Source organism: Neisseria sp. Dent CA1/247 (assembly GCF_022870825.1).
In the GTDB taxonomy this organism is placed as follows: domain Bacteria; phylum Pseudomonadota; class Gammaproteobacteria; order Burkholderiales; family Neisseriaceae; genus Neisseria; species Neisseria zoodegmatis.
This window is the reverse complement of the sequence record NZ_CP091522.1, coordinates 2429598-2454214: the sequence shown is the minus strand read 5'-3', so window position 1 is coordinate 2454214 and position 24617 is coordinate 2429598. Positions and strand designations below refer to the sequence as shown.

Here is a 24617-nt window from a genome sequence, read left to right as displayed (position 1 = left end):
CCCGCTGCGGTGGGGCGGCGGGAATGTTTTAGCGAAACCCGCAAGTTCGCTTTCATTTCAGACGGCATTATTTTTCAGACGGCCTGCTTCAATCGTTGTCTGCCGGCGGTGTGGTGAGTCGGATAAGCGGGGCGAGCAGGTCTGCGGTGATGTTCCAAAAGAGGGTGGAGGCGGTGGGGTCTTCTTCGTTGCCGCCGAACACCAGTGCAACTTCGGGATAGCTTTTTTGGCCGGCAGCGTGCGTGCCGCCGTGGTAAGTGTTGCGCGCTTTGGCCAGAGCTTTGTCTTGGTCGGCCGATTTGAGCCATTCTTCGGCGGCGTCTAAATTCACGCGCGGGAAGAACGGCAGCGGGCGGGTTTGGCCGATTTGGTAATACTCCAGCCAGTTTTGCAGGGCTTCGACGGCTTCTGGTTGCGGAATCTCGGCGAGGGTTTGCGGCTGTTCGGGCAGCAGGATATGGGTTTGGTATTGCCCGGTTTCAGACGGCCTCACGGCGCAGAAAATCAGATGTTCGAGTAAAACGGCGAGCTGTTCGGGTGCTTTGAATGCTTGACCGGGGAAGTAAATCTGCCCGTGGCGGTAGAGGTGGTTGAGGCTGCCTTCGAGGGTGTACGCGCCGACGGTGAGGGTGTAGGGTGCGGGCGGCAGTTTGGGGCTGGTGACTAAGGTGTGGTCGAGCGATTTGGCGGCGGTTTGGAAACGGTTTTGCCACAGTGCGCCCAATTCGCCCGCGGGCAGCAGGCTTTCGGCTTGCAGTCGGCTTTCGAGGCGGCCGAAGTCTTCGTTGTGGCGGCGGGCGGCGGTGTATTCGGCGGTGATGCGCGCGCTTTGTTGCGGCTCGAAGGGTTCGGCGGCTTCCCATGCGGCGTCGCGGTAGGGCTTTTGCCAGTGGAGGGTGTGTTGCAGCCAAGTGCGTACGGGGTTTTTCCAGAAGCGGATAAAGCTGTGGTGGGCAACGGTGTCGTCGTCTGCGGCGGCATCGTCGAGCGGTTCGGTGAAGAACGGAGCTTCGGGTTCGGGCGGGCGGTTGAGGGCTTCGGCGTAGTCGCGGCGGGTGCTGGTGAGGCCGTCTGAACCTGCGCTTTCGGGGGTGAAATAGCGGTGTGAAAAGGGTTGCAGCGGGTGTTGTTTCACCCAATGGGTGTGCAGCTCTTGCGCGGAACGGCCGGTCATGGCGGCGAGGGTGTCGATGAGTTCGCCGAGCAGGGCGGAGGGGGCGAGGGGCTGGTCGTTGCGGATGTCGCGGCCGATGTAGGAAAGGTAAAGGATGTCGCGCGCGCTCATCACGGCTTCGAGAAACAGGTAGCGGTCGTCGTCGCGGCGGGCGCGGTCGCCTTTTTGCGGGTGGCGGGCGATGAGGTCGAAGGCGGCGGCTTTAGTGTTGCGGGGGAAATCGCCGTCGTTGAGGCCGAGCAGGCAGATCATTTTGAAGGGCAGGCTGCGCATCGGCACCATGCTGCAAAAGGTGATGCCGCCGCGCAGGAAGCCGGCTTGGCTTTCGCTGTCGAGGAAGCGGCCGATGTGGCGGATAACGGTTTGTCGGGGCAGGTCGCCGCCGAAGTCGGCCAGTTCGGCTTCTTCCTGCCAGCGGGCGAGGGCTTGGCTGAGTTGTTGCCAAGCGTATTGGCCGTCGGCGTCGGTGGCGGCGAGGGCGGAAGTGAGGCGGCGGATGCGTTCCGTCCATTCGGCTACGGGTGCGGGTTTGGCCCACAGGCGGGCGGTGTCGGTGAGGGTGCGGACGAGGGCGCTGAAGCGGCTGAGTACGGCGGTGTGGTTGGGGTTGCCGTGCCATGCGCTGATGCGCTTCCATAAGGGATGGCGGCTTTCGGGCAGCATCCAGCCGAGGGCGAGCCGCTCCAGCCCTTGCTGCCAAGTGAAGAGGTTGTTGCGGCCGCCGCGCATGTGTTCGTCGGTGCCCCAGTGTACGTTGAGGGCGGCGATGGTGTCGTGCAGCAGCGGCAGGTCGTCGCGGGTCAGCTCGAAGCGTTGCAGCACGAGGTCGTTTTCGAGCAGGGGCAGCAAAAGGTTGACTTCAAAACGGCTTTCGAGCAGCGTGAGGGCTTGGGCGAGGGCTTGAAACAGGGGCTGGCGGCGGCTGATTTTGACGTCCGACACGGAATAGGGCAGCGCGTGGCTGCCGGTTTGCTCTTGCCCGAACACGGCTTCGATAAAGGGGCTGTACGGCTCGATATGGGGGGTGAGCACGGCGATGTCGTGCGGCTGCCAGTCGGGATGTTCGGCCAGCACTTCGAGCAGGCGGTCTTTGAGGATTTGCAGTTCGCGCAGGGGGCTGTGTGCGGATACGGCCTGTATCGAGCCGTCGTTTAAATCAGGTTGGGGCAGGCCGTGCGGGTTTTCAGACGGCATCGACAGGGTTTGGATGTCGTATTGCAAACGCCGCAGCAGCGTGGGTGAGGCCGTCTGAAAAGGTTCTTCGTCGAATACGGAAATTTCGTGTTTGGGTACGTCGGTGAGCGCGTCGAAAAAGTCGCGCCCCTGTTTGCCCAGCGAGGCGAGCAGGGGATGGCCGGACAGGCTTAAATCGGTGTCGTCTTCCTGCCGGAGGATTTGCGCCGCTTCAATCACGTTGCCCCAATAGCCGCTGCTGGGGTTGAGCGCGAAAATGTGCACGTCGCAATGCTCGGCCAGCGCCTGCAAGAGTTGCAGATACATCGGCGCCATGGTGGCGATGCCGAAAACGCAGTAGCGGCGGGGCAGGTGCTGCGGGTCAAGCGAGTCGAGCAGCTGCCGCCACAAGCCGACGCGGTGGGGCGTGTGTTGCGAGCCGTCGTTGAGAAAACGCCACAAAACGGCCTGCCAGTTTTCGTCGCTGCCCAAGCCCATGCTTTTGCCTTGCTGCCAAGCGTCTATCCATTGCGGGCGGTACACGAGGTATTGGTCGAAAATGTCGGCGAGTTGTCCGGCCAGCTGGTAGGCGGCGGTGCTGCCGCTGTCGAGATAGCTTTGCAGGGCTTCGCGTGCGGGCAGGTATTCGGAGGCCGTCTGAAAATCCCGGCTTTGAAACAGGCCGAGCAGCCGCCAGCGCATCACTTCGGGGGCAAACGGGCTGAGCGCGGGAATGCCGGGGATAAACCGCCGCATCAGCTGCCATGCCAAGCCGGCGGGCAGGCTGAAATTGAGGTTGGCTGCAATGCCGGTTTCACGCGCCAGATAGGTGTTGAGATAACGCCGCATCCCTTGGCTCTGCACCACGATTTCCTCCGCCTCGAAAGGGTTTTCGGGCGGTTGCAGGCTGTGTACGCGGGTGAAGAGGGCGGCTAAGTCTTCGAGGCGGTTGGACTGGTAAAGATAAAGCATGGTGCGTTGGGCGGCCGGAATCGATAGTCAATGGTGGGATTATAAACAAATAATCAGCCGGAGACCTTTGCAAAACCCTCATCTGCGGCGCATTTCTGCGTTGTGCGCTGCCCGCTCGTTTGCCTATCTGTATGATATGTCTGCGCCCGCTGTGCTGCTACGCCTTGAACTGCATCCACATCTGAGGGTTTTGCAAAGGTCTCAGCCAAGTAATCGGCGGCAAAAGTAATGAGGCCGTCTGAAAAACGTTTTTACGCGTTTTCAGACGGCCTCTATGTTTTTGCCCGTTAAGGCTCAACCATAATTAATCGGCAATGATGTCGAAATTATTGTCGGTAAATTTGGTATCGGGTACTTTCACAATCAGCGGGTCAACTTCGCCGATGGCTTTTACGTCTTTGCCCGGGTAGTCGAGTGTGTGCAGGAAGTAGCGGATGCAGTTCAAACGTGCACGTTTTTTATCGTCGGATTTGATGATGGTCCACGGCGCATCGCCGGTGTGGGTGTGGAAAAACATCGCGTTTTTCGCATCGGTGTAGTCGTCCCAACGGTCGAGCGACTGAATATCCACGGGCGAAAGTTTCCAATGCTTCAGCGGGTCGTCCCTGCGGGAAATAAAGCGGCGCAACTGCTCTTCGCGGCTTACCGAAAACCAGAATTTGAACAAATGGATACCGCTGGCCACCAGCATGCGCTCAAACTCAGGCGTCTGGCGCATAAACAGCAGGTATTCGTGCGGCTGGCAGAAGCCCATTACGCGCTCAACGCCCGCGCGGTTGTACCACGAACGGTCGAAAAACACGATTTCGCCGGCAGTGGGCAGGTTTTGGATATAGCGTTGGAAATACCATTGGCCGCGCTCGGTTTCGGTCGGCTTTTCCAAAGCCACCACGCGCGCGCCGCGCGGGTTCAAATGCTCCATATAACGCTTAATCGTACCGCCTTTGCCTGCCGCATCGCGCCCTTCAAACAAGCCGACGATGCGCTGGCCGGTTTCTTTCACCCAGCTTTGGACTTTCAACAACTCGATTTGCAGCTTTTTCTTTTCTTTTTCATAAACGCTGCGGCTCATGCGCGTACGGTAGGGATAGTTTTCAGGCAGAGGGGCAGAACCCGAATCCTCGGCGGTAATACGTCCTTTGTGTTCCAAAACCGCCTTTTCAAATACTTTCAATTCTGCTTTTTTATCGCCTAGTGCAACAGGCTCGAAGGGCTTCAACTGCTGTTCTGCGGGTTGGTCGGTCATACACTGCTCCTTTTGTTAAGTAGGTTATTAATATCTATAGCTATTCTGACAATGATTCTACTCCTTTTTACATAAACAAACAAAAAAACCAATGGAAAGAACGGCATTTTTGCCTTGCCGCGACAGCAGGCCGGCGTATGGACGGCTAGGAAAAAAACGTCGGCGCACGCCGGTTGCCGCTATAATAACGCCTTTTATCCCACCCTTCCGCCATGCCTTATTTCGCGCTCCTAGACGACGCAGCCGCCAACCGCGCCAAACTTTACCAAACCCACACCGGCAGCCGTTTTTTCACCGCCGCCGATCTCGACGGGCTGGATGCCGCCCTGCGCGAAGGCTGGCAGCAAGGTTGGCACGCCGTTTTGTTTGCCGACTACGAATTCGGCTTGCCGCTGCTCGATCTGCCCGCCCAACCGCCTGCCCATCTTGCCCTGCATTGGTTTGAACGCTGCACCGAAACCGACCCCGAAACATGGCTCGCCCAATCCTGCACCGACGAATCCCCCGCCGGCATCAGCACCCCCGCAAACGACACCGCCGAAACCGACTACCTGCAAGCCGTGCGCGACATTCAGGCGGCCATCGCACGCGGCGACACCTACCAAATCAACTACACCACCCGCCTGCACCTTACCGCCTACGGCGACCCCATAAAACTCTACCGCCGCCTGCGCCAGCCCGTGCCCTATGCCGCCCTGAGCCGCCTGCCCGACCACCGCGGCGAAACCCGCTGGACTTTATGCTTTTCGCCCGAACTCTTCCTCAAAATCGGTTCAGACGGCCTCATCACCACCGAACCCATGAAAGGCACCGCCCCCATCCTCAACGACGGGCAAGACGAACAACGCGCGCGCGATTTGCAGGCCGACCCCAAAAACCGCGCCGAAAACATCATGATTGTCGATTTACTGCGCAACGACCTCGGCAAAATCGCCCAAACCGGCCGAGTGCGCGTGCCCGAACCCTTTAAAGTCTCCCGTTTCGGCAGCGTGTGGCAGATGACCACCGCCATCGAAGCAAAGGCCAAGCCGCACATCGGCGCAGCCGACATTTTCCGCGCCGCTTTCCCCTGCGGCTCGATTACCGGCGCGCCCAAACGCATGAGCATGCAGATTATCCGCGACATCGAAACCGCCCCGCGCAGCCTCTACACCGGCAGCATCGGCTTTCTCAACCCCTGCGACAGCGGTTTGGGATTCAGCGGCACCCTCAACGTCGTGATACGCACCTTGCAGCTTACTCCGCTTTCAGACGGCCTCTACCACGGCGTGTACGGCGTAGGCTCCGGCATCGTTGCCGACAGCGTGCCCGCCGACGAATACACAGAATGCCGCTGGAAAGCCCGTTTCCTCACCGACCTCGCACCCGAGTTCGGCATCTTCGAAACCATGCGCGTGCATCAAAAACAATGCCCGCTGCTGCCCCTGCATTTAGGCCGTCTGAAACAGTCCGCCGCCGCCCTGAACCTGCCGTTCGCCGACCATATCGAACAGCAGATACACGGCTATCTCGCCCAACTGCCCGACCACGGCCTCTACCGCATCAAGGCCGTCTTAAACCCTTCAGACGGCCTCAGCCTCGGCCTCAGTCATGCACCGCTGAAAGAACTACCGCCCGAGCAAACAGTATGCCTGTCCGCAACCCCTTTGCCGCCGCAAGACTACCTGCGCCGCTTCAAAACCACCTGCCGCAGCATCTACGACCACGGCTGGCAGCAAGCCGAGCGACAAGGCGCGTTTGACAGCCTGTTTTTCAATTCAGACGGCCTCCTGCTCGAAGGCGGCCGCAGCAACGTTTTCATCCGCCTCGGCAGCGAATGGCACACCCCCGCATTGGATTTAGACATCCTCAACGGCGTGATGCGCCAAGCCGTACTTGCCGACCCGCAAACCCATCTCGGCACCGACACCGTGCACCAAAGCCGCATCACCCGCGAAATGCTCGCCCAAGCCGACGAAATCCGCTTGAGCAACGCTTTGCGCGGAGTGTTTCCGGTGAAGGTTAGAAGCACATAACCGTAGGGCGGGCATCCCTGCCCGCCGTGTATGGTCAAACATGCCACAAATATTGAGATAAAAAGCAGCGGCGCTTATCGTGGTTTTTCAAATACTGCATAAAGAGCAAACCAAGCTGTTCCCGTCGCGGCGGGCAAGGATGCCCGCCCTACATCTAAAAGGCCGTCTGAAAAGTTGGTCTTAGTTCCAACCTACGTTGCTGGGTAACGTCTTGCGCGGTGTATTTCCAATGAGGGTTGAGAAAGCATAACCCGTAGGGCGGGCATCCCTGCCCGCCGTGTATGGTTAAACATTACACCAAGATCAAGGTGGAAAAGTTGTCTTTGTCGTGGTTTTTCAAACACAGCATAAAGAGCAAATAAAGCTGTTCCCTTCGCGGCGGGCAGGGATGTCCGCCCTACATAATAAAAGGCCGTCTGAAAATTTCTTCAGACGGCCTCGTTCCAACCCAATCTACATACTTTCAGACGGCCTTACTCCAACGGCTCCAGCAGTTTTTCAAATGCCTCTTCAAACTGTTTCAAGCCGTCTTCCTGCAAACGGGTGGCGAGGGCTTCTACGTCGATGCCCAGTTTTTCCACTTCGGCCAGTTGCGCCGCCGCTTCCGCCGTGCCTTCGGTGAGGGTCAGTTTGGCCGTGCCGTGGTTGATAAAGGCTTTTAAGGTGGCATCGGGCACGGTGTTGACGGTATTCGGGCCGATTAAGCTGTCCACATACAAGGTGTCGGGGTAAGCGGGGTTTTTCACGCCGGTGGAAGCCCACAAAAGCTGCACGGGGTTGGCGCCTTGTGCTTTCAATGCGGAAAATTGTTCGCCGCCGAAGAAATCCTGCCAATCCTGATAAGCGGCTTTGGCCAGCGCGATGGCGGTTTTGCCTTGCAGATGTTCCGGCAGCGTGGCGTCCAGCGCGTTGTCGATACGGGAAATAAAGAAGCTGGCCACGACCTGAATGCGGTCGACCGGCTTGCCTGCTTTCAGACGGCCTTCAATGCCTTTTACATAGGCTTCATAGGCTTTCAGGGTTTGTTTGCGTGAGAACAGCAGGGTCAGGTTGATGCTGATGCCGTCTGAAACCAATTGCTCCAACGCGGCTACGCCCGCATCGGTGGTGGGTACTTTAATCATCACGTTGGGGCGGTTGATGGCGGCATGCAGGCGTTTGGCTTCGGCTACCGTGCCGGCGGCATCGTGCGATAAGTCGGGGGCGACTTCGAGGCTGACAAAACCGGTTTTGCCGCCGCTTTTTTCAAACTCGGGCAGGCACACGTCGCAAGCGGCCTGTACGTCGGCAATGGCGAGGGTTTCGTAGCGTTGTTTCGGGGTGAGGTTTTGCTGTTTCAGCGCGGCGACTTCATCGGTGTAAAGCGCGTCGCCCGCAAAAGCCTTTTGGAAAATGGCGGGGTTGGAAGTGACGCCGCACACGCCTTGCTGCAACATTTCCGCCAATTCGCCGCTTTGCACCAGCGAGCGGGAAAGGTTGTCGAGCCAGATTTGTTGGCCTAATGCTTTAACGTCCGATAAAATAGTCATCTCTGAAATCCTTGTTATTTATACTAAAGTACAAATCCTAACCCGAATCTTAGGGTTTGGATAGCCCCACGGGAAAACAAACCATGTCAAACCAAACGCAATATCTGGCTTGGGCGCGCGACGTATTGCGCATCGAAGCCGAAAGTCTGCACGAAATCTCTTCCGAACTGGATCATCATTTTGTTCAAGCCGCCGAAGCTATTTTGCAGTGCGAAGGCCGCGTCGTGATTATGGGCATGGGCAAATCGGGGCATATCGGGCGCAAAATGGCCGCCACGATGGCTTCCACCGGCACGCCGGCTTTTTTTGTCCACCCCGCCGAAGCTGCGCACGGCGATTTGGGCATGATTGTCGACGGCGATGTGGTGCTGGCGATTTCCAATTCGGGCGAGAGCGACGAAATCACCGCCATCATTCCCGTGTTGAAACGCAAAAACATCACGCTCATCTGCATCACCGCCAAACCGCGTTCCACGATGGCGCGCCATGCCGACATCCACATCACCGCCTCCGTATCGCACGAAGCCTGCCCGCTCGGTTTGGCACCCACTTCCAGTACCACCGCGGTCATGGCTTTGGGCGACGCATTGGCCGTGGTGCTGCTTAAAGCGCGCGAGTTCACGCCCGACGACTTCGCCCTCAGCCACCCCGCCGGCAGCCTCGGCAAACGTCTGTTGCTGCGCGTATCCGACATCATGCACAGCGGCGAGTCGCTGCCTGCCGTTACCAGCCGTACTTTGCTGAAAGATGCCATCGTGCGTATGAGCGAAAAAGGCTTGGGCATGCTGGCCGTTACCGATGAAGAAGGCCGTCTGAAAGGCGTGTTTACCGACGGCGACCTGCGCCGCCTGTTCCAACAGCGCGACAACTTCGCCGGTCTGACGGTAAACGAAATCATGCATGAAAACCCCAAAACCATTACCGCCGACAAACTCGCCACCGAAGCCTTGAAACACATGCAGCAAAACCACATCAACGGCCTTTTGGTGGTGAAGGAAGACGATGTGTTGGTTGGTGCGCTGAATATGCACGATCTGCTCAAAGCGCGGATTGTATAGTTACATGATTAATTTAAATAACTTGTATCATAAATTTAAATATTTAAAGTTTTAAGGGGACTTACTTTATGGAAAATATGATTATTAACGCCTTTTTTGGCGGATTGGGGAGCGCAATTCAGGCTGTTTGGTGGATTATTCCGTTTTTATTGTTATTGGCTTTTTTAAAAAGCCCATTATTTAAAGGTTGGTTTGGCGAAAAAATTGTCCAAAGCCGATTGGATAATCATCTCGATGAAAGCCTTTACCGTCCTTATCATGACCTGATCATTCCTTTTAAAGGAACAAGCACGCAAATTGACCATGTTTACGTTTCACCTTATGGCATTTTTGTAGTGGAAACAAAAAATTATTCAGGCTGGATTTTTGGCAGTGCGCGCCAAGCAAAATGGACCCAAGTTGTTTATAAAAAGAAAAGCTCGTTTCAAAACCCTTTGCGTCAGAATTATGCGCATATTAAGGCTTTGTCGGAGCTACTGGATTTACCTGAACAGAAATTTCATTCGGTTATCGTATTTTTAGGTGGGTGTGAATTTAAAACCGATATGCCGCCTAATGTGTGCTATCCCGGTCAGGCTCAAATGTATATAGAAGGTTTTCAGACGGCCATATTAAGTCAACAAGAGTTAGATAGGGCTTGTGGGATTTTAGAAAATCAAAAATATTCGGCGACATATGAAAGCCGTAAAGCACATGTGCGCGATATTAAAAGAAAATACGGTTGAAGCTCTTTGAAATATTTGTTTAGCCTGTTACTGAATTTGGCATCTTTAAAAGTGTGCTGAAAAATAAAGCAAACAACAGCGTCGTTTCATTAAGATGCATAGCATAGTTTGTACTGTTTACATTTTCAGACGGCCTTTAAAGCTGATAGTGCTACAATAAGCCGTGCAGGCCGTCTGAAATTTATTTAAAGCAAGCCAATCGAATATGCAAAACCTCACTCCCGAAATCCAAGCCCGCGCCGCCCGAATCAAATTGCTGATTATGGATGTGGACGGCGTACTCACCGACGGGCGCATTTTTATCCGCGATAACGGCGAAGAAATCAAATCCTTCCACACGCTCGACGGCCACGGTTTGAAAATGCTTCAGGCCGGCGGCGTTCAGACGGCCATTATTACCGGCCGCGACGCGCCTTCCGTCGGCATCCGCGTCAAGCAGCTCGGCATCAACCACTACTATAAAGGCATTCACGACAAACGCGCCGCCTACGCCGATTTGCGTGAGAAAGCCGGCGTAGAAGAACACGAATGCGCTTTTATCGGCGACGACGTGGTCGATCTGCCCGTGATGGTGCGCTGCGGCCTGCCCGTGGCCGTGCCCGAATCGCATTGGTTTACTTTGAAGCACGCCGCTTACGTTACCCGAAACAGCGCAGGCAAAGGCGCGGTGCGCGAATTGTGCGACCTGATTATGCAGGCTCAAGGCAAGCTGGAAGCGGCTTTGCAGGAGTATGTGAAATGAGCGGAAGATGGCGTTACGGCTGGCTGTTTCCGCTGGTGTTGGCCATCGGTTTGGGCGGGCTTTCCGCTTGGTTGGGGCGTATCAGCCAAGTCGATATCGAAGAGGCCGCGTTAAACCCCAATGAACCGCAATACTCGATGGAAGGTATAGACGGCAAGCGTTTCGACCTTCAAGGCCGTCTGAAAGAAAACCTCAGCGCAGAGCGTGCATGGCAGCTGCCCAAGAGCGACGACGTAGTGTTTGAACAGCCCCGGCTTGCCCTGTATGACGGCGGACAATTGATTTACAAAGTCGAAAGCAAAGACGCCCGCTATAACACCGATACCCGCATTGTTCAGTTCGAGCACAACGTCGTGCTGACCAAAGCCGCCGATGCCCGCCGCCCCGCCGGTGTCTTGAAAACCGGCAGCTTAACCATAAATACGCAAACAGAAACCGCCGAGACCAAAGCCCCCGTCGAATACCGCTACGGCGAATCGCACGGCACGGCCAACGGCTTGGTTTATGACCACAAAAAAGGGTTGTTGAACCTGCCCTCACGCGTGAAAGCCATCATCTATGACCCGAAAAATCTTTAACGCCGCCTTTCTTGCCGCTTTGGCCGCCGCTGCGCCCGCTTACGCCCTCGAAAGCGACAGCAGGCAGCCGATTCAGATCGAAGCCGACCAAGGCTCGCTCGATCAGGCCAACCAAGTTACCACCTTCAGCGGCAACGTGATCATCAAACAAGGCTCGCTCAATATCCGCGCCGGCAGCGTGAAAGTATCGCGTAACGACAAAGGCGAACAGTTTATGTCGGCCAGCGGCAGCCCCGTGCGCTTCGGCCAAACGCTCGACGGCGGCAAAGGCACGGTCAACGGGCAGGCCGACAACGTCGAATATTCATCGGCCACCGGCGTAGTGAAGCTCAACGGCAACGCCAAAGTGCAGCGCGGCGGCGATGTGGCTTCCGGCGCCAGCATCACCTACAACACCCGCACCGAAGTCTATACCGTGCTGGGCAGCAAGGCAGCGGGCGGTAAAGGCGGCAAGCGCGTCAGTATCATCATCCAACCTTCCTCCGCACAATCCGGAAAAAAATAGCACCGCTTAAGGCCGTCTGAAAAACCGGTTTCAGACGGCCTTAAAACAGATTACAATAGTGACCATAACCCAAGAGCAAGACCATGACCGAGCACAGCCGCTTAAACGTACAAAACCTGCAAAAAAGTTTCAAAAAACGCCAAGTCGTTAAAAACTTTTCGCTCGACATCGAAAGCGGCGAAGTCGTCGGCCTGCTCGGGCCCAACGGCGCCGGCAAAACCACCAGCTTCTACATGATTGTCGGGCTGATTGCCGCCGATGCCGGCAGCGTTACCCTCGACGGGCGCGAAATCCGCCACCTGCCGATACACGAACGCGCCCGCCTAGGCTTAGGCTACCTGCCGCAGGAAGCCTCGATTTTCCGCAAGATGACGGTAGAACAAAACATCCGCGCCATCTTGGAAATCAGCCTGAAAGACAAAAACAAAATCGACAGCGAGTTGGGAAAACTGCTGGCCGACCTGAACATCGAACGCCTGCGCAACAACCCCGCGCCGTCGCTTTCGGGAGGCGAACGCCGCCGCGTAGAAATCGCCCGCGTACTCGCCATGCAGCCGCGCTTTATCCTGCTCGACGAACCCTTTGCCGGCGTTGACCCGATTGCCGTTATCGACATTCAAAAAATCATCGAATTTTTGAAAACACGCGGCATCGGCGTATTGATTACCGACCACAACGTGCGCGAAACACTGCGCATTTGCGACCGCGCCTACATCATCAGCGAAGGAACCGTGCTGGCTTCCGGCCACCCCGAAGAGTTGGTGAACAACGAGCAGGTCAGAGCCGTATATTTGGGCGAAAACTTCCATTACTAATGCCGCTTTACCGGCACCGCCCGCACACGACGCTTTACTCACGCGAACCTTAACCCTATGAGCCAACATCTCGGACTAAAACTCAAACAAACCCAGCAGCTCAACCAGAGTCTGCAACAATCGCTGCGCATACTGCAAATGTCGGGTTTGGAGCTTGAGCGGGAAGTGGACGACTGGCTTCAAGACAACCCGCTGTTGGAGCGGGCAGAAACCGCAGAAGACGAAAGCGATGCCGAGTTCGCCCGCGTTTCCGCCGCCTTGCCCAAAGGCAAACAAGTGGGCGGCGACGATGCGGAAGACGTGTGGGCGACCATTGCCGAAGAAGAAGATTTCAACGCCTTTTTGCATAAACAAGTGTGCGAGCACCCCATGAGCGAGCAAGAAGCCGCGTGCGTGCACATTCTGATAGATTTTCTCGACGAACAAGGTTATCTCACCGACAGCCTGAGCGACATCCTCGATCATACCCCGCTCGAATGGATGCTCAACGAAAACGACCTTCAAGAAGCCCTCGATTTACTGCAAACCTTCGACCCTGCAGGCGTCGGTGCCGCCAACCTTACTGAATCGCTGATGCTCCAGCTCATGCGCCTGCCCGCATCACCCGCCCGCCTGCTCGCCGCCAAAATCATCCATTTAGGCTTGGACGACTTAGGCCGCAGCCGCCAGCAGAATATCGCCCGCTTCCGCAAACAGTTTCCCGAATACGATACCGATACTTTTCAGACGGCCTTAGACCTGATAGCCAAACTCAATCCCTATCCCGCCTACGGTTTCGCCTCCGCCGAACCGACTGCCTATGTGCAGCCCGACGTGTGGGTACAAGAAACCAAAAGCGGCTGGAAAGTCGCCGGCAACGAGCAGGCATGGCCGAAAGTCAAACTCAACAGCGAATATTGCGAACTGCTCAAAGAAGCGGGTGATGTCAGCCCCGAATGGAAAGAAAAACTCAGCGAAGCCCGCCAAAAAATCGATAGCCTCGAATTGCGTAAAAACACCGTCTTGCGCTTGGCCGAATACATCGTCGAAAAACAGGAAGACTTTTTCGTATTCGGCGAAATCGGCCTGACACCCATGCTGATTAAAGATGCCGCCGCCGAATTGGGCGTGGCCGAAAGCACCGTTTCCCGTGCCGTCAACCACAAATATTTGTCTTGCCCGCGTGGGGTGTTTGCGTTACGCTACTTCTTCACGCAAGCCGTTTCCGCCGAAGACGGAGAGGGCGTAAGCCAAAGTGCCGTCAAGGCCGTGATTGCCCAGCTCATCGAAGGAGAAGACAAGCTCAAACCCTATTCCGACGAAGCTTTGAGCAGCCTGCTCAAGCAGCAGGGCATAGACATTGCGCGACGCACCGTAGCCAAATACCGCGAGTCCTTGAATATTCCGAGCGCGCACCAACGTAAACTTTAAATCCGATTCACAGGCCGTCTGAAAACGAGCTTGCGAGTTCCGCGAAAAGCCCCCGCATTTTCAGACGGCCTCAGCCACAGAAGCAGAAACCTACCCCTTTCCGCCCGATGCCCGCAACGGCAGACGGCACCAACCCAACGAAGGAGTAAAGCCATGAATCTGAAAATTACCGGCCTGAATTTCGACGTAACCGAAGCCATCAAAAACCACGTTACCTCCAAGCTCGAGCGCATCAACCGCCACGCAGGCAACGTGATTTCGGTTGCCATTACCCTTTCGGTAGAGAAATTGAACAACAAAGCCGAAGCAGATGTACACCTGGCCGGAAAAGATTTACATGTCGAAACCGTAGAATCCGATATGTATGCCGCCATAGATGTACTGATGGACAAACTCGACCGCGCCATCCTCAAACACAAAGAAAAAAGCAACGACGTGCGCGCCACCGCCAAACCGGCGGCACCCGAAGAATAAACCGCCGTTTGATGTATTGATTGCATAAACTTAAGGCCGTCTGAAAAACCATTTTCAGACGGCCTTTAAACATCAGCACACCCGTCATACTCGGGCTTGCCTTGAGTATCTCGAGTTCAGGTAACTTCAGGAGATGCTCGGGTCAAGCCCGAGCATGACGAAGCCGTGAAGAAAATAAAGTGGATTTGCACCCTATCCGCCCGCAGGCAGTGTTCAGTCATCTATATCTAATAGGCGAGGCTTGGCTTTGCGCTTCAATCACTGCTTCAAGCCCAAGCAAGCAACCCCGAAACTACCGCAACAACATTTCCTGCAACAGCTTCATTCCCCACTGCCAACCGTGCAAATGCCCGTTCAGACGGCCTTCATGCGGCGACACCAGCAGCCGCGCGCCCAAACACGCCGCCTGCTGTTGCGCCCATTCCGGCGGACAGGCCGCATCGTTTTTACCGATGACCAACGCCGTCGGGCAATGGCAGCGCACCCGTTGCAGCGTGTGGCAATCATCATCGGGAAACGCCTCTTGCAGCGGCGACACCAGCATCATATTGCGTATCCGCTTTTGCGTGTTCACATCCGCCAGATACAGCCACGCCAGCCAGCCCGACACGCCCGCTCCGTGAGCGACGACAGCGATATTTTTACTGTGAATACTGCCAAAGGCCGTCTGAACCGCGTGCTGCCACCCGGCAATCGACTGCCCGTGCGACACAGCGGTCATACGCACGGTAGGGTAGCTGACCGCCCAGCGGTCTATCCACATTTCCGCCTCATCCGCATCGCGTATCAGCAGCAGGGTTAAATCTTCAAGGTCGTGGCTGTGCATGGTAGGGTTTTGTAGTTGGTTTGGTTTAAGCGTTTATTCTTTTATGGCTTGCGTGCAGGCAAGGCGGCATTAATCGGCAAAGAAGAATGCGACACTTTAATGCGTGGTAGCTTCTGCTTCAACAGATAGCGGAATGCTTCCACTTTTTGCTCTCCTCCTGCCCGCTCGTAATTGGTGCCTAGAATGACTTCGTCTAATTTGTCGCAAATATCAGCGTATTCTACATAAGCCGAATTGGTTTCGTGGCAGTATTGTACTTTCTCCGAGCCCAATTCTTCGATTTGCAATAGGCGGAACTCTTCTTCATCGCGAAAAGCATAGTCTTTAAACAGGTAACGGATGTATTCCAAAGCGTATTGATCGGCTTGTTTTTGCTCTTCGGTTTTTTCATATGCAGAAACTATTTGCTGCTCTTCTTTTTCATCATTTGTTTGTTTTTCATCATTTGCTTGAATAGTATTAGGATTGAAATAATCGAATAAAGAGCTCAAAGCTTTCTCAAACTGTTTTTTCTTTCGTTGTGCCATTCTTTATCATTGCTAATGGGCTTTAAACGGATGCCAAAGCTTGGTTTTTTTTCCTCAGGAATATCACCAAAAACATCATATTCATCTTGTTTGGTATATTCATCGCGATAAAAGATATAGGCCACTTGGTAGAGAGGTAAATCTTCAGACGGCCTCTGTGTCGTTGTTGTGTCTTTTATTGTTTCTTGGTTATCAAAGCTATTCTTATCGTTTAAACGCTGGTAAGAAGCAGAAATATCAGGTTCTTTTACCCAATTCCCGCGTTTATTGAATACCAAACAGCAGCCGGATGCTTCAATATCGTTCACTTTCCCATATAAACGGAATTGGTTCAAATCATTTACCCGTGCAGAAAAACAGGTAAAGAAAGCATTGTGTGGACTGAATTCGGTTTTATTTTCCAGTGAAATGTCCTGAATACCGCAAAAATCTAATAAGCTTTTACCTTCATATGGGTCGTTCATATAGGTAGAACTGTTCATTCGCATTTTGTCAGCAATTTTGGGTTGATCTTTTTCTTTTTGTTTGATTCCCAGCAGTTTTTCACACACAAACGGTTTGGTGTAATGTGCCAACGGCTTGTTAAATTCAACCGGAGCAATGCTTAGAACGGCTAAAATCGAAGAAACTGGTTCTTTAAGGTCTGAATTTAATTTTAAGTGTTTTTGTATATCTTCTTTTTTCGCATCAAAGTAGGCGTTGTAATCTCCAGCAAGAAAATCAAGCTCTTTTTCGTATCGCCTTATAGAAGTAATCTGCTCTTCTTTTGAAGTTTAATCTAGTAATTTTTCACACAGAATTTTTGCTTGTTCAAAATAATTTTTGATAGTGTTTTTATTTTCCCTAACTGTTTTTGATTTCTTGTTCTTTTCTAACAAAAAATACCCTAGCGACTTCTGAGCATAAACTTGCTGCTGAATACCGTTTTGTCCATCAAGTTGTTCTGCTAAATGCAATCGTTCCTGAAAATGTTTGATGGCTTGGTCAAACCTTTGGTCAGCCTGCCGAGCATCCGAGATTTTACTGGCTTGTTCGAAATAGCACCCACCTAACCAAGATTGGGCATAACCTTGCTCCTGAATACCGTTTTGTCCATCAAGTTGTTCTGCTAAATGCAATCGTTCCTGAAAATGTTTGATGGCTTGGTCAAACCTTTCGTCAGTCTGCCGGGCATCGGAGGTTTTGATGGCTTGCTGCATATAACACTGCCCCAGCCAAGACTGAGCATACACTTGCTCCTGAATACCGTTTTGTCCATCCAGTTTCCCGGCCAAATCTAACGCTTCTTGAAAATGTTCAATGGCCTTATCAAACCTTTGGTCAGCCTGCTTGGCATCGGAGGTTTTGATGGCTTGCTGCATATAACAGTATCCGAGCCAATACCGGGCATTTACTTGCTCCTGAATACCGTTTTGTCCATCCAGTTTTCCGGCCAAATCTAACTGTTCTTTAAAATGTTCAATGGCTTGGGCAAACCTTTGGTCAGCCTGCTCAGCATTCAAGGCTTTGATGGCTTGCTCCATATAACACCGTCCCAGCCCAAACAGAGCATTCACTTGGTTTTGAATATCTTTCGTTTTATCCGGAATGCTTGCTAATGCCTCATTCAGCTTTTGAATAGCTTCATCATATTTCTGAGCGTTGAATAATTGAATTCCTTCACCTATCAATTTAGTAACATCCATCATTCATCCCTTGATTAAATTTATCAGTAACCATTGCGTATTTTAATAAATTTTGAAGTGAAATTGTTTCCAAATCCTTCTCTCTCCATTTCATACCAACCGCTTGCAGTTGAGGCCGTCTGAAAATCTTGTTTCAGACGGCCTCTCATGTTTCCCAGCAACCTTCAAACTCCCAAATAACTTTCCCTGCTCGCCAGCCAGCGGTTGAGGTGGGCTTCGACGATGTCGGGGTTCTCTTCAATCAGTTGGGGGGCGATTTCGCGGGCTTTTTCTAAAAGGTGCAGATCTTCTTCGAGGTTGGCGAAGCGGAGCATGGGTACGCCGCTTTGGCGTGCACCGAGAAATTCGCCGGGGCCGCGGATGTTGAGGTCTTGGCGGGCGATTTCGAAGCCGTCGGTGTGTTCGTAGATGACTTTGAGGCGGGCTTTGGCCAGCTCGCTCAGAGGTTCGGCGAAGAGTAAGACGCAGGTGCTGGCGGCGGCGCCGCGGCCTACGCGCCCGCGCAGTTGGTGCAGTTGTGCCAAGCCCATGCGTTCGGCGTGTTCGATAACCATGAGGCTGGCGTTGGGTACGTCTACGCCGACTTCGATAACGGTGGTGGCGACGAGTACGTTCAGACGGCCTGCGGCAAATTCGGCCATCACTTGGGCTTTTTCGGCGGCTTTCATGCGGCCGTGGACGAGGCCGATGGTGAGTTCGGGTAGGGCCGCTTGAAGGGCGGCTTGGGTTTCGGTGGCGGTTTGCAGTTGGAGGGTTTCGCTTTCTTCGATGAGGGGGCAGACCCAGTAAACTTGCCGTCCTTTGCGGCAGGTGTTGAGTACGAAGCCTTCGACTTCGGGGCGGCGCAGGCTGTTGACGAGGCGGGTTTTGATGGGGGTGCGGCCGGGGGGCAGTTCGTCGATGACGGAAACGTCGAGGTCGGCGAAAAAGCTCATGGCGAGGGTGCGGGGGATGGGGGTGGCGGACATCATGAGCTGGTGTACGTCTTGGCCTTTGTTTTTGAGGGCGAGGCGTTGGGCGACGCCGAAGCGGTGCTGTTCGTCGACGATGACGAGGCCGAGGTTGTGGAACTGTACGTCTTCTTGAAAGAGGGCGTGGGTGCCGACGGCGATGGGGGTGAGGCCGTCTGAAAGGGCGGCTTTGGCGGCATCTTTGGCTTTTTTGCGCTGGCTGCCGGAAAGCCATGCGACTTCGAGGCCGAGCGGTTCGAGCCATTGTTTGAATTTGAGGTAGTGCTGTTCGGCGAGGATTTCGGTGGGTGCCATGACGGCGACTTGGCTGCCGGCTTCGACTGCGGTGAGGGCGGCAAGGGCGGCGACGATGGTTTTGCCGCTGCCTACGTCGCCTTGCAGCAGGCGGTGCATGGGGTGGGTTTGGCGCATGTCGGCGCGGATTTCGCTTAAGGTGCGCTGTTGGGCGGCGGTGAGGGCGAAGGGCAGGGCGTTGAGCAGGGGTTGGGTGAGCGAGCCGTTGCCGTGCAGGGGGGCGGCCTGTCCGCTGATGCGTTTTTGCCGTGCGAGCCGCATGGAGAGCTGTTGGGCGAGCAGTTCGTCGAATTTGAGCCGCTGCCATGCGGGGAGGGTGCCGTCTGAAAGTTGGCGGATGTTGTAATCGGGCGGCGGGGCGTGCAGGAGGCGCAGGCTTTCGGCCAGGTGGGGCAGTTTCAGACGGCCTAGGAGTTCGTCGGGCAGGGTGTCGTGCAGGGGCAGGGCTTCTAAGGCCGTCTGAACGATGCGGCGCAAGGTGGGTTGGTTGAGGCCGTTTACGGTGGGGTAAACGGGGGTGAGGCTTTCGGCGAGGCTGCTGTTGTCGGCATCGCGGATTTTGGGGTGGATCATTTCGTCGCCGTGAAAACCGTGTTTGATTTCGCCCACGGCGCGGATGCGTTTGCCTTGCGCCATTTGTTTTTGATGGCTGGGGTAGAAGTGGATGAAGCGCAGAAACAGTACACTGCCGGAGTCGTCTTGAATCTGCACGATGAGCTGTTTGCGGGGTTTGAACTGTACTTCTTGCAGGGTTACTACGCCTTCGACTTGGCACGGCACGCCGATAGGTGCGTCTTTAATCGGCATGATGTGGGTTTCGTCTTCGTAGCGCAGCGGCAGGTGCAGGGCAACGTCCCACGGGGTGTGCAGGTTGAGCTTTTCGAGCTTTTTGGCGGCGGTGTCGGTGATTTTGAGCAGCTTTTGGTGTTCTGGTGTCATGGCGGCCGGAAGAAAACGGTTTCAGACGGCTATTTTAAATGATTTTGGGGCGGGGGTAGGATGGGGAATAGGGGAGGCCGTCTGAAAGCGGGCTGGCGGGTATTAGTGTCGGATTCGAGAATCCGACCTACAACGTCGATGTCCGGCCACCAGCGGCGGGCAGGGATGCCCGAGCTACGTTGAAAATAAAACTGAGGCCGTCTGAAACATTTTCAGTAGGTCGGATACTTGTATCCGACACGCAGCCCGAGACCTTTGCAAAACCCCCATCTGCGGCGCATTTCTGCTACGCCTTGAACTGCATCCACATTAGGCGGTTTTGCAAAGGTCTCAGCCCTTACCAAGCCCGTTTTCAGACGGCCTTGACTGCGCTTGCTTGGGTTTTAGGGATGTTTGGCTGCTTCGACTTGTTTGATGTTCTGCCGGTTTAACATGCCTAGTGCGATCACCACCAGCAAAGTGCCGGCGATGTCCGTCCAGCCTAGCGGAATGTGGAAAAACAGCCGGGCAAGCAGAGTGGCGAAAATCGGGTTGAGCAGATGGAAAGCCGCTGCGTGAGCCGGGCCGAGCCAACGCACCAGTTGAAACCACATCAGCATCGCCACCACCGACACCACAATTACCTGATACCACAGCGACCACGTAAACACGCTGTTGTGCATCGCCGCCGCCCAGCCTGAAGGCGTGGCGAAGGGCAGCAGAAGCAGGCCGCCGAATAAGTTTTGCACGCCCGTTAAAGCGAGCAGATGATGTTTGCCGGCTACTGCGCGGTAAATCAGCGTGCCGGCTGCCAAGGCCAACATGCCCATCAGCGTCCACACGATGCCGATATCCCAGCTCGCTTGCGGCATTCTGGCCGACAAAACCGCATACACGCCCGCAAAACCCAGCAAAATCGCCGCCCATTGCAGCCACGACCATTGCCGCGTGAGCAGGGAAGACACAAACGCGGTAACAAAAGGCATGGTCGAAACCAGCAACACCACCAGTTCGGGCGAAACCGTTTTCAAGCCCGTGTAAGACCAGCCCAAATAGAGCGCATAATTCGTTAAACCCAGCAAAAATCCGTGCAGCCACAACGATTTGCCGCGCCAGCCTAAATCCGCGCCTTTGTGCGCCAGCCACACACACAAGGCAAATACCAACGCCGCCGCCAGCAAGAAACGCACACTCAACATGTCTAAAGGCTCGAGCGTTTGCAGCGTGAATTTGCCCGCGATAAAGGCCGAAGCCCACAAGAGGCTGAACAGCATACCGAAAATCAGATACATCATGCCCTCTCTTTCAAGACGTTGTCGTATCATTACCTTAGCAGCGGAAACGGCTACTATATTTCGCCCGCAGACGAAATGAAAGGTATGCTGTGAAAGGCATAATGTATATAGTTAATCCGCTTAATGTTGAGTAACAAAACCGTCATACTCGGGCTTGACCCGAGTATCTTGAGTTTCAACAAATTTAGACGAGACTCGGGTCAAGCCCGAGTGTGAAGAGTGTACTGTTTTTAAGTTGATTGACTGTATTGTTGCACCGCTATTGTGAGGAACCGCATCATGTCGTTAGCCCACCATTTCGCCCACACCGCCCATCTGATCGGCCACCCCAGCCGCGCGCTGATGCTGGATGCCCTGTTGGGACGCGACCGCCTGAACGTAACCGAATTGGCGGAAATCGCCGGTATTACCGTTCAGACGGCCAGCGTACATTTAGACAAACTCCGTCGCGGCGGCTTGGTGGAAATGGAAGTTCACGGCAAAAACCGCCTCTACCGCATCGGCAGCCCGAAAGTGATGGACATCCTGCAAAAACTCGCCTTGCTCGCCGACAAAGGCAAAAGCCGCGTCGAGCAGCCGCACCAAAAACTGCGCATCTGCTACGGGCATATGGCGGGTGAAATGGCAGTCAGCATCAGCCAAAGCCTGTGCGAAGCAGGTTTAGTGATATTGGACGGTGCCAACGAACATTACGAAGTAACGCCCGCCGGCATTGCATGGCTGGACACGCTCGATATCAACGCCGCCAACCACCCGCCACACACCAACGCCTGTTTGGATTGGACGGAGAAAACCTACCACATCGCAGGCTGGCTGGGGCATGAAATGATGGCCGCGTTTGCCGTGCGCGGCTATATCGAACAACCCGCCCACGAAGTCCGCGCCTTAAGGCTGACGGAAAGCGGCAAGTTGTATTTGGCGAAACTGCGGGAGTGGGGTTGATGGGGAAATAGCAGGTGGGTAAAGCAGTTGTTTTATATATCAAGAGGCCGTCTGAAAATGTTTTCAGACGGCCTCAAGTATGTTTCAAGACAATGGGTTTTTAAACTTTTGCCGCCAAGACAGGAGTTGCGGTTTCTGCGGCGGGCTCGAGGAAACAGGGTTGGCAGAATATGCCTTGGCTGCTTCCGGTTGGGTTGGTGTGGCAATAGGAAGACCTGTTTTCACATCCAGCTTGGCTTGATCGGCCAGTTTTTGCATCAATTCGTCGGAGGGTTTGGGCGGTTCTTTTCCCTCTACCCAGCGTTGGAAAGCAATCTTGCCGTCCCATTCCGGCAATGGTGCTGGAGGTAATGGCACTATTTCATCCAAATCAGGGACTTTGGGAGACATAAAGTCGTAATTGGAAAGATAATCACTGATGATGTTGTAGCGGCGTGCTCGTTCGGCATCCGGAGGCATATTTAAATATTCTTTATATTCAAAGCCTTTGGCAAGGCTGAAAGCAGACTGGCTATTACCGTTTTTTACACCTTGGTAAAAGGCCGCTACCGCTTCTTGGTGTCGTCCAAGCCCTGATAAGTTGATCCCTAACCATTCTGATGCATCTCCCTGACCTTGTTCGGAAGCACAGCGGTAGAGCTTACGCATCAATTCCAACCGGAATTCACGTGTTTCTTCATGGTCAATCCAAGCCACCTTTTCAGCCAATACGAATTGTGCGTCTCTACTGCCCATATCGGCAGCTTTGCGTAAAAAGGCCAATTCGCTGTCTGGCGGGGCGGAAACGCCGTAGCCGTCTTCGATATAGCCTTTGAGCAGGTAATAGGCGGTGGCGGGGAGTTGTTTTTGCAGCAGTTTATTGAGCTGATGCACTTCTATTTCCGCTTCTATCTCAGGCACTTGTGTCCAGCCGTCGCTGAGAATGAATTGCAGGCGCACATTGGCTTTATAGTCGCCGTTGGCGGCGGCGATGCGGTAATAGGGCAGCAGTTTGTCCCAAAAACCGTCGCCGCGTTCGCCCGGCCACATATGGTTTAAATCGCGGTGCAGCGCGTAATGATAGAGCTGCTGTGTTTCTTCCGATAAAGGCGGCCGCTGTTCGCGTACGCAGGTGAATTCGAGGTTTTGTTTGATTTCTTCGATGTTTTTCATGGTTTCCCTTTTTGCTTGCTGCCGCTCAAACCAATTGGGTTTGTTGTAGCAGAAATCCGGTTTGCCTTGTCCGGTGCCGCCCATATCGATACAGGCAATCCATCGGTAGGCCATATAGAGTGCCAAGCCGATAAGGGCGATCACGGACAATGTGATTTTTGTGGAACGTTTCATGTATTAATCCAAAGTGGTGATTTTGGGATCCAGCCGTAGAAATTCGCACAAGGGGTGCAAGGGGGGCATGCCGTTTTCTATTTATGCATGTCGTTGACCAGTCTGCCGACGTTGATGGCAAGCAGTAAGGATTCATCTAGGCCGTCTGAAAGATTTCAGACGGCCTCAAGCATATTTCAAGACAACAGGTTTTTAAACTTTTGCCGCCAAGACAGGGTTTGCGGTTTCTGCGGCGGGTGCGGGGGAGCAGGGTCGGCAGGATATGCTTTGGCTGCTTCCGGTTGGGTTGGTGCGGCAATAGGAAGGCCTGTTTTCACATCCAGCTTGGCTTGATCGGCCAGTTTTTGCATCAATTCGTCGGAGGGTTTGGGCGGTTCTTTCCCCTCTACCCAGCGTTGGAAGGCGATTTTGCCGTCCCATTCCGGCAATGGTGCTGGAGGTAATGGCACTATTTCATCCAAATCAGGGACTTTGGGAGACATGAAGTCGTAAGTAGAAAGATAGTCTCTGATGGCTTCGTAGCGGCGTGCTCGTTCGGCATCCGGAGTAAGGTTTAACTCCAGGCCTTGAAAGCCGTCTACAAGCCATAAGGCTGATTGGCTGTTGCCGTTCTTTACGCCTTGGTAAAAAGCCGCTACCGCTTCCGGATATTGTTTGATATTTTGTAAATCAATCCCCAGCCATTCTGATGCATCTCCCTGGCCTTGTTCGGAAGCGCAGCGGTAGAGTTTGCGTTTCAGTTCCAAACGAAATTGAAGTGTTTCTTTATCATCGATTCCCATAAGTGTTTTACCCAAAACGAATTGGGCATCCCTACTGCCCATATCGGCGGCTTTACGCAGAAAGGCCAGTTCGCTGTCTGGCGGGGCGGAAACGCCGTAGCCGTCTTCGATATAGCCTTTGAGCAGGTAATAGGCGGTGGCGGGGAGTTGTTTTTGCAGCAGTTTATTGAGCTGATGCACTTCTATTTCCGCTTCTATCTCAGGCACTTGTGTCCAGCCGTCGCTGAGAATGAATTGCAGGCGCACATTGGCTTTATAGTCGCCGTTGGCGGCGGCGATGCGGTAATAGGGCAGCAGTTTGTCCCAAAAACCGTCGCCGCGTTCGCCCGGCCACATATGGTTTAAATCGCGGTGCAGCGCGTAATGATAGAGCTGCTGTGTTTCTTCCGATAAAGGCGGGCGCTGTTCGTGTACGCAGGTGAATTCGAGGTTTCGTTTGATTTCTTCGATGTTTTTCATGGTTTCCCTTTTTGCTTGCTGCCGTTCAAACCAGTTGGGTTTGTTGTAGCAGAAATCCGGTTTGCCTTGTCCGGTGCCGCCCATATCGATGCAGGCAATCCATCGGTAGGCCATATAGAGTGCCAAGCCGATAAGGGCGAGCACGGACAAAGTGATTTTTGTGGAACGTTTCATGT

The 24617-nt window shown here is 54.2% G+C and carries 22 protein-coding genes; 11 read left to right on the top strand and 11 right to left on the bottom strand.

Features of this window, described 5'->3' with window-relative positions; all coding sequences use genetic code 11:
• Window positions 1–88 precede the first annotated feature (88 nt).
• Entirely contained in the window at window positions 89–3319 is a 3231-nt protein-coding gene (recC, locus tag LVJ85_RS11995) for an exodeoxyribonuclease V subunit gamma (protein WP_244740015.1), read from the bottom strand.
• A 67-nt stretch (window positions 3320–3386) separates the two neighbouring features.
• Between recC and LVJ85_RS11990 the strand changes: the two genes are divergently transcribed.
• The gene (locus LVJ85_RS11990) at window positions 3387–3548 is read left to right on the top strand and encodes a lipoprotein signal peptidase (protein WP_244743214.1); all 162 of its coding nucleotides are present in this window, start codon (window positions 3387–3389) and stop codon (window positions 3546–3548) included.
• Between the two features lie 75 nt (window positions 3549–3623).
• Here LVJ85_RS11990 and ppk2 read toward each other — a convergent pair whose 3' ends face one another.
• Window positions 3624–4565, bottom strand: a complete 942-nt coding sequence (gene ppk2 / locus LVJ85_RS11985; RefSeq protein WP_244740014.1) for a polyphosphate kinase 2 — start codon at window positions 4563–4565, stop codon at window positions 3624–3626.
• A 212-nt stretch (window positions 4566–4777) separates the two neighbouring features.
• On the opposite strand from ppk2, the gene LVJ85_RS11980 reads away from it, so the two are divergent.
• Window positions 4778–6580, top strand: a complete 1803-nt coding sequence (locus LVJ85_RS11980; protein WP_244740013.1) for a bifunctional chorismate-binding protein/class IV aminotransferase — start codon at window positions 4778–4780, stop codon at window positions 6578–6580.
• Window positions 6581–7053: 473 nt separating this feature from the next.
• Here the strand turns inward: LVJ85_RS11980 and tal are convergent, their stop codons facing one another.
• Window positions 7054–8109 (bottom strand): transaldolase, encoded by a 1056-nt coding sequence (gene tal / locus LVJ85_RS11975; protein ID WP_244740012.1) that lies wholly within the window; start codon window positions 8107–8109, stop codon window positions 7054–7056.
• 83 nt (window positions 8110–8192) lie between these two features.
• Between tal and LVJ85_RS11970 the strand changes: the two genes are divergently transcribed.
• The 8 genes from LVJ85_RS11970 (at window position 8193) to hpf (ending at window position 14416) form a co-directional block, all read left to right on the top strand.
• Window positions 8193–9167 (top strand): KpsF/GutQ family sugar-phosphate isomerase, encoded by a 975-nt coding sequence (locus tag LVJ85_RS11970; RefSeq protein ID WP_244740011.1) that lies wholly within the window; start codon window positions 8193–8195, stop codon window positions 9165–9167.
• Window positions 9168–9235: 68 nt separating this feature from the next.
• Complete coding sequence (locus tag LVJ85_RS11965; protein WP_244740010.1) at window positions 9236–9892, top strand: nuclease-related domain-containing protein; 657 nt, start codon at window positions 9236–9238, stop codon at window positions 9890–9892.
• Window positions 9893–10097: 205 nt separating this feature from the next.
• Complete coding sequence (locus LVJ85_RS11960; RefSeq protein ID WP_244740009.1) at window positions 10098–10634, top strand: HAD family hydrolase; 537 nt, start codon at window positions 10098–10100, stop codon at window positions 10632–10634.
• The gene (gene lptC, locus LVJ85_RS11955) at window positions 10631–11212 is read left to right on the top strand and encodes an LPS export ABC transporter periplasmic protein LptC (RefSeq protein ID WP_244740008.1); all 582 of its coding nucleotides are present in this window, start codon (window positions 10631–10633) and stop codon (window positions 11210–11212) included. Before LVJ85_RS11960 ends, lptC begins: the two co-directional genes overlap by 4 nt.
• A complete protein-coding gene (gene lptA / locus LVJ85_RS11950; RefSeq protein ID WP_244740007.1) occupies window positions 11193–11717 on the top strand; it encodes a lipopolysaccharide transport periplasmic protein LptA in 525 nt (174 codons plus the stop codon). Before lptC ends, lptA begins: the two co-directional genes overlap by 20 nt.
• Before the next feature lie 83 nt (window positions 11718–11800).
• Entirely contained in the window at window positions 11801–12532 is a 732-nt protein-coding gene (gene lptB / locus LVJ85_RS11945) for an LPS export ABC transporter ATP-binding protein (protein ID WP_244740006.1), read from the top strand.
• A gap of 57 nt (window positions 12533–12589) precedes the next feature.
• Entirely contained in the window at window positions 12590–13942 is a 1353-nt protein-coding gene (gene rpoN / locus LVJ85_RS11940) for an RNA polymerase factor sigma-54 (protein ID WP_244740005.1), read from the top strand.
• 153 nt (window positions 13943–14095) lie between these two features.
• On the top strand, window positions 14096–14416 hold the full coding sequence (gene hpf, locus LVJ85_RS11935; RefSeq protein WP_244740004.1) for a ribosome hibernation-promoting factor, HPF/YfiA family: 321 nt from the start codon (window positions 14096–14098) through the stop codon (window positions 14414–14416).
• A 292-nt stretch (window positions 14417–14708) separates the two neighbouring features.
• Here the strand turns inward: hpf and LVJ85_RS11930 are convergent, their stop codons facing one another.
• From LVJ85_RS11930 to LVJ85_RS11905, 6 genes are all read right to left on the bottom strand, one after another.
• A complete protein-coding gene (locus LVJ85_RS11930; protein WP_244740003.1) occupies window positions 14709–15242 on the bottom strand; it encodes an alpha/beta hydrolase in 534 nt (177 codons plus the stop codon).
• Window positions 15243–15283: 41 nt separating this feature from the next.
• Window positions 15284–15769, bottom strand: coding sequence for a hypothetical protein (locus tag LVJ85_RS11925; RefSeq protein ID WP_244740002.1), 486 nt, complete (start codon window positions 15767–15769; stop codon window positions 15284–15286).
• Window positions 15730–16344 carry a hypothetical protein gene (locus LVJ85_RS11920; protein WP_244740000.1) on the bottom strand — a complete coding sequence of 205 codons (615 nt, stop codon included), beginning with the start codon at window positions 16342–16344 and terminating at the stop codon, window positions 15730–15732. The genes LVJ85_RS11925 and LVJ85_RS11920 overlap by 40 nt, the downstream gene beginning before the upstream one ends.
• 198 nt (window positions 16345–16542) lie before the next feature.
• A complete protein-coding gene (locus tag LVJ85_RS11915) occupies window positions 16543–17457 on the bottom strand; it encodes a tetratricopeptide repeat protein (protein ID WP_244739998.1) in 915 nt (304 codons plus the stop codon).
• A gap of 161 nt (window positions 17458–17618) precedes the next feature.
• Window positions 17619–19658 carry an ATP-dependent DNA helicase RecG gene (gene recG / locus LVJ85_RS11910; RefSeq protein ID WP_244739997.1) on the bottom strand — a complete coding sequence of 680 codons (2040 nt, stop codon included), beginning with the start codon at window positions 19656–19658 and terminating at the stop codon, window positions 17619–17621.
• Window positions 19659–20041: 383 nt separating this feature from the next.
• Window positions 20042–20932, bottom strand: coding sequence for a DMT family transporter (locus LVJ85_RS11905; protein ID WP_244739995.1), 891 nt, complete (start codon window positions 20930–20932; stop codon window positions 20042–20044).
• A gap of 279 nt (window positions 20933–21211) precedes the next feature.
• Between LVJ85_RS11905 and LVJ85_RS11900 the strand changes: the two genes are divergently transcribed.
• Window positions 21212–21874 carry a helix-turn-helix transcriptional regulator gene (locus LVJ85_RS11900; RefSeq protein ID WP_244739994.1) on the top strand — a complete coding sequence of 221 codons (663 nt, stop codon included), beginning with the start codon at window positions 21212–21214 and terminating at the stop codon, window positions 21872–21874.
• An 84-nt stretch (window positions 21875–21958) separates the two neighbouring features.
• Here the strand turns inward: LVJ85_RS11900 and LVJ85_RS11895 are convergent, their stop codons facing one another.
• Together LVJ85_RS11895 and LVJ85_RS11890 are read right to left on the bottom strand one after the other, a co-directional pair.
• On the bottom strand, window positions 21959–23200 hold the full coding sequence (locus LVJ85_RS11895) for a DUF6396 domain-containing protein (RefSeq protein WP_244739993.1): 1242 nt from the start codon (window positions 23198–23200) through the stop codon (window positions 21959–21961).
• Window positions 23201–23376: 176 nt separating this feature from the next.
• Window positions 23377–24615 (bottom strand): DUF6396 domain-containing protein, encoded by a 1239-nt coding sequence (locus LVJ85_RS11890; protein WP_244739991.1) that lies wholly within the window; start codon window positions 24613–24615, stop codon window positions 23377–23379.
• Window positions 24616–24617: the final 2 nt, after the last annotated feature.

Bases quoted from the DNA above. Each gene is read 5' to 3' on its own strand.
- LVJ85_RS11925 (WP_244740002.1), bottom strand. From the start codon at position 15,769: ATGGCACAACGAAAGAAAAAACAGTTTGAGAAAGCTTTGAGCTCTTTA.
- LVJ85_RS11970 (WP_244740011.1), top strand. From the start codon at position 8,193: ATGTCAAACCAAACGCAATATCTGGCTTGGGCGCGCGACGTATTGCGC.
- lptC (WP_244740008.1), top strand. From the start codon at position 10,631: ATGAGCGGAAGATGGCGTTACGGCTGGCTGTTTCCGCTGGTGTTGGCC.
- rpoN (WP_244740005.1), top strand. From the start codon at position 12,590: ATGAGCCAACATCTCGGACTAAAACTCAAACAAACCCAGCAGCTCAAC.
- recC (WP_244740015.1), bottom strand. From the start codon at position 3,319: ATGCTTTATCTTTACCAGTCCAACCGCCTCGAAGACTTAGCCGCCCTC.
- lptB (WP_244740006.1), top strand. From the start codon at position 11,801: ATGACCGAGCACAGCCGCTTAAACGTACAAAACCTGCAAAAAAGTTTC.
- LVJ85_RS11895 (WP_244739993.1), bottom strand. From the start codon at position 23,200: ATGAAACGTTCCACAAAAATCACATTGTCCGTGATCGCCCTTATCGGC.
- LVJ85_RS11900 (WP_244739994.1), top strand. From the start codon at position 21,212: ATGTCGTTAGCCCACCATTTCGCCCACACCGCCCATCTGATCGGCCAC.
- tal (WP_244740012.1), bottom strand. From the start codon at position 8,109: ATGACTATTTTATCGGACGTTAAAGCATTAGGCCAACAAATCTGGCTC.
- LVJ85_RS11960 (WP_244740009.1), top strand. From the start codon at position 10,098: ATGCAAAACCTCACTCCCGAAATCCAAGCCCGCGCCGCCCGAATCAAA.
- LVJ85_RS11930 (WP_244740003.1), bottom strand. From the start codon at position 15,242: ATGCACAGCCACGACCTTGAAGATTTAACCCTGCTGCTGATACGCGAT.
- LVJ85_RS11915 (WP_244739998.1), bottom strand. From the start codon at position 17,457: ATGATGGATGTTACTAAATTGATAGGTGAAGGAATTCAATTATTCAAC.
- recG (WP_244739997.1), bottom strand. From the start codon at position 19,658: ATGACACCAGAACACCAAAAGCTGCTCAAAATCACCGACACCGCCGCC.
- LVJ85_RS11980 (WP_244740013.1), top strand. From the start codon at position 4,778: ATGCCTTATTTCGCGCTCCTAGACGACGCAGCCGCCAACCGCGCCAAA.
- LVJ85_RS11890 (WP_244739991.1), bottom strand. From the start codon at position 24,615: ATGAAACGTTCCACAAAAATCACTTTGTCCGTGCTCGCCCTTATCGGC.
- LVJ85_RS11965 (WP_244740010.1), top strand. From the start codon at position 9,236: ATGGAAAATATGATTATTAACGCCTTTTTTGGCGGATTGGGGAGCGCA.
- hpf (WP_244740004.1), top strand. From the start codon at position 14,096: ATGAATCTGAAAATTACCGGCCTGAATTTCGACGTAACCGAAGCCATC.
- lptA (WP_244740007.1), top strand. From the start codon at position 11,193: ATGACCCGAAAAATCTTTAACGCCGCCTTTCTTGCCGCTTTGGCCGCC.
- LVJ85_RS11905 (WP_244739995.1), bottom strand. From the start codon at position 20,932: ATGATGTATCTGATTTTCGGTATGCTGTTCAGCCTCTTGTGGGCTTCG.
- ppk2 (WP_244740014.1), bottom strand. From the start codon at position 4,565: ATGACCGACCAACCCGCAGAACAGCAGTTGAAGCCCTTCGAGCCTGTT.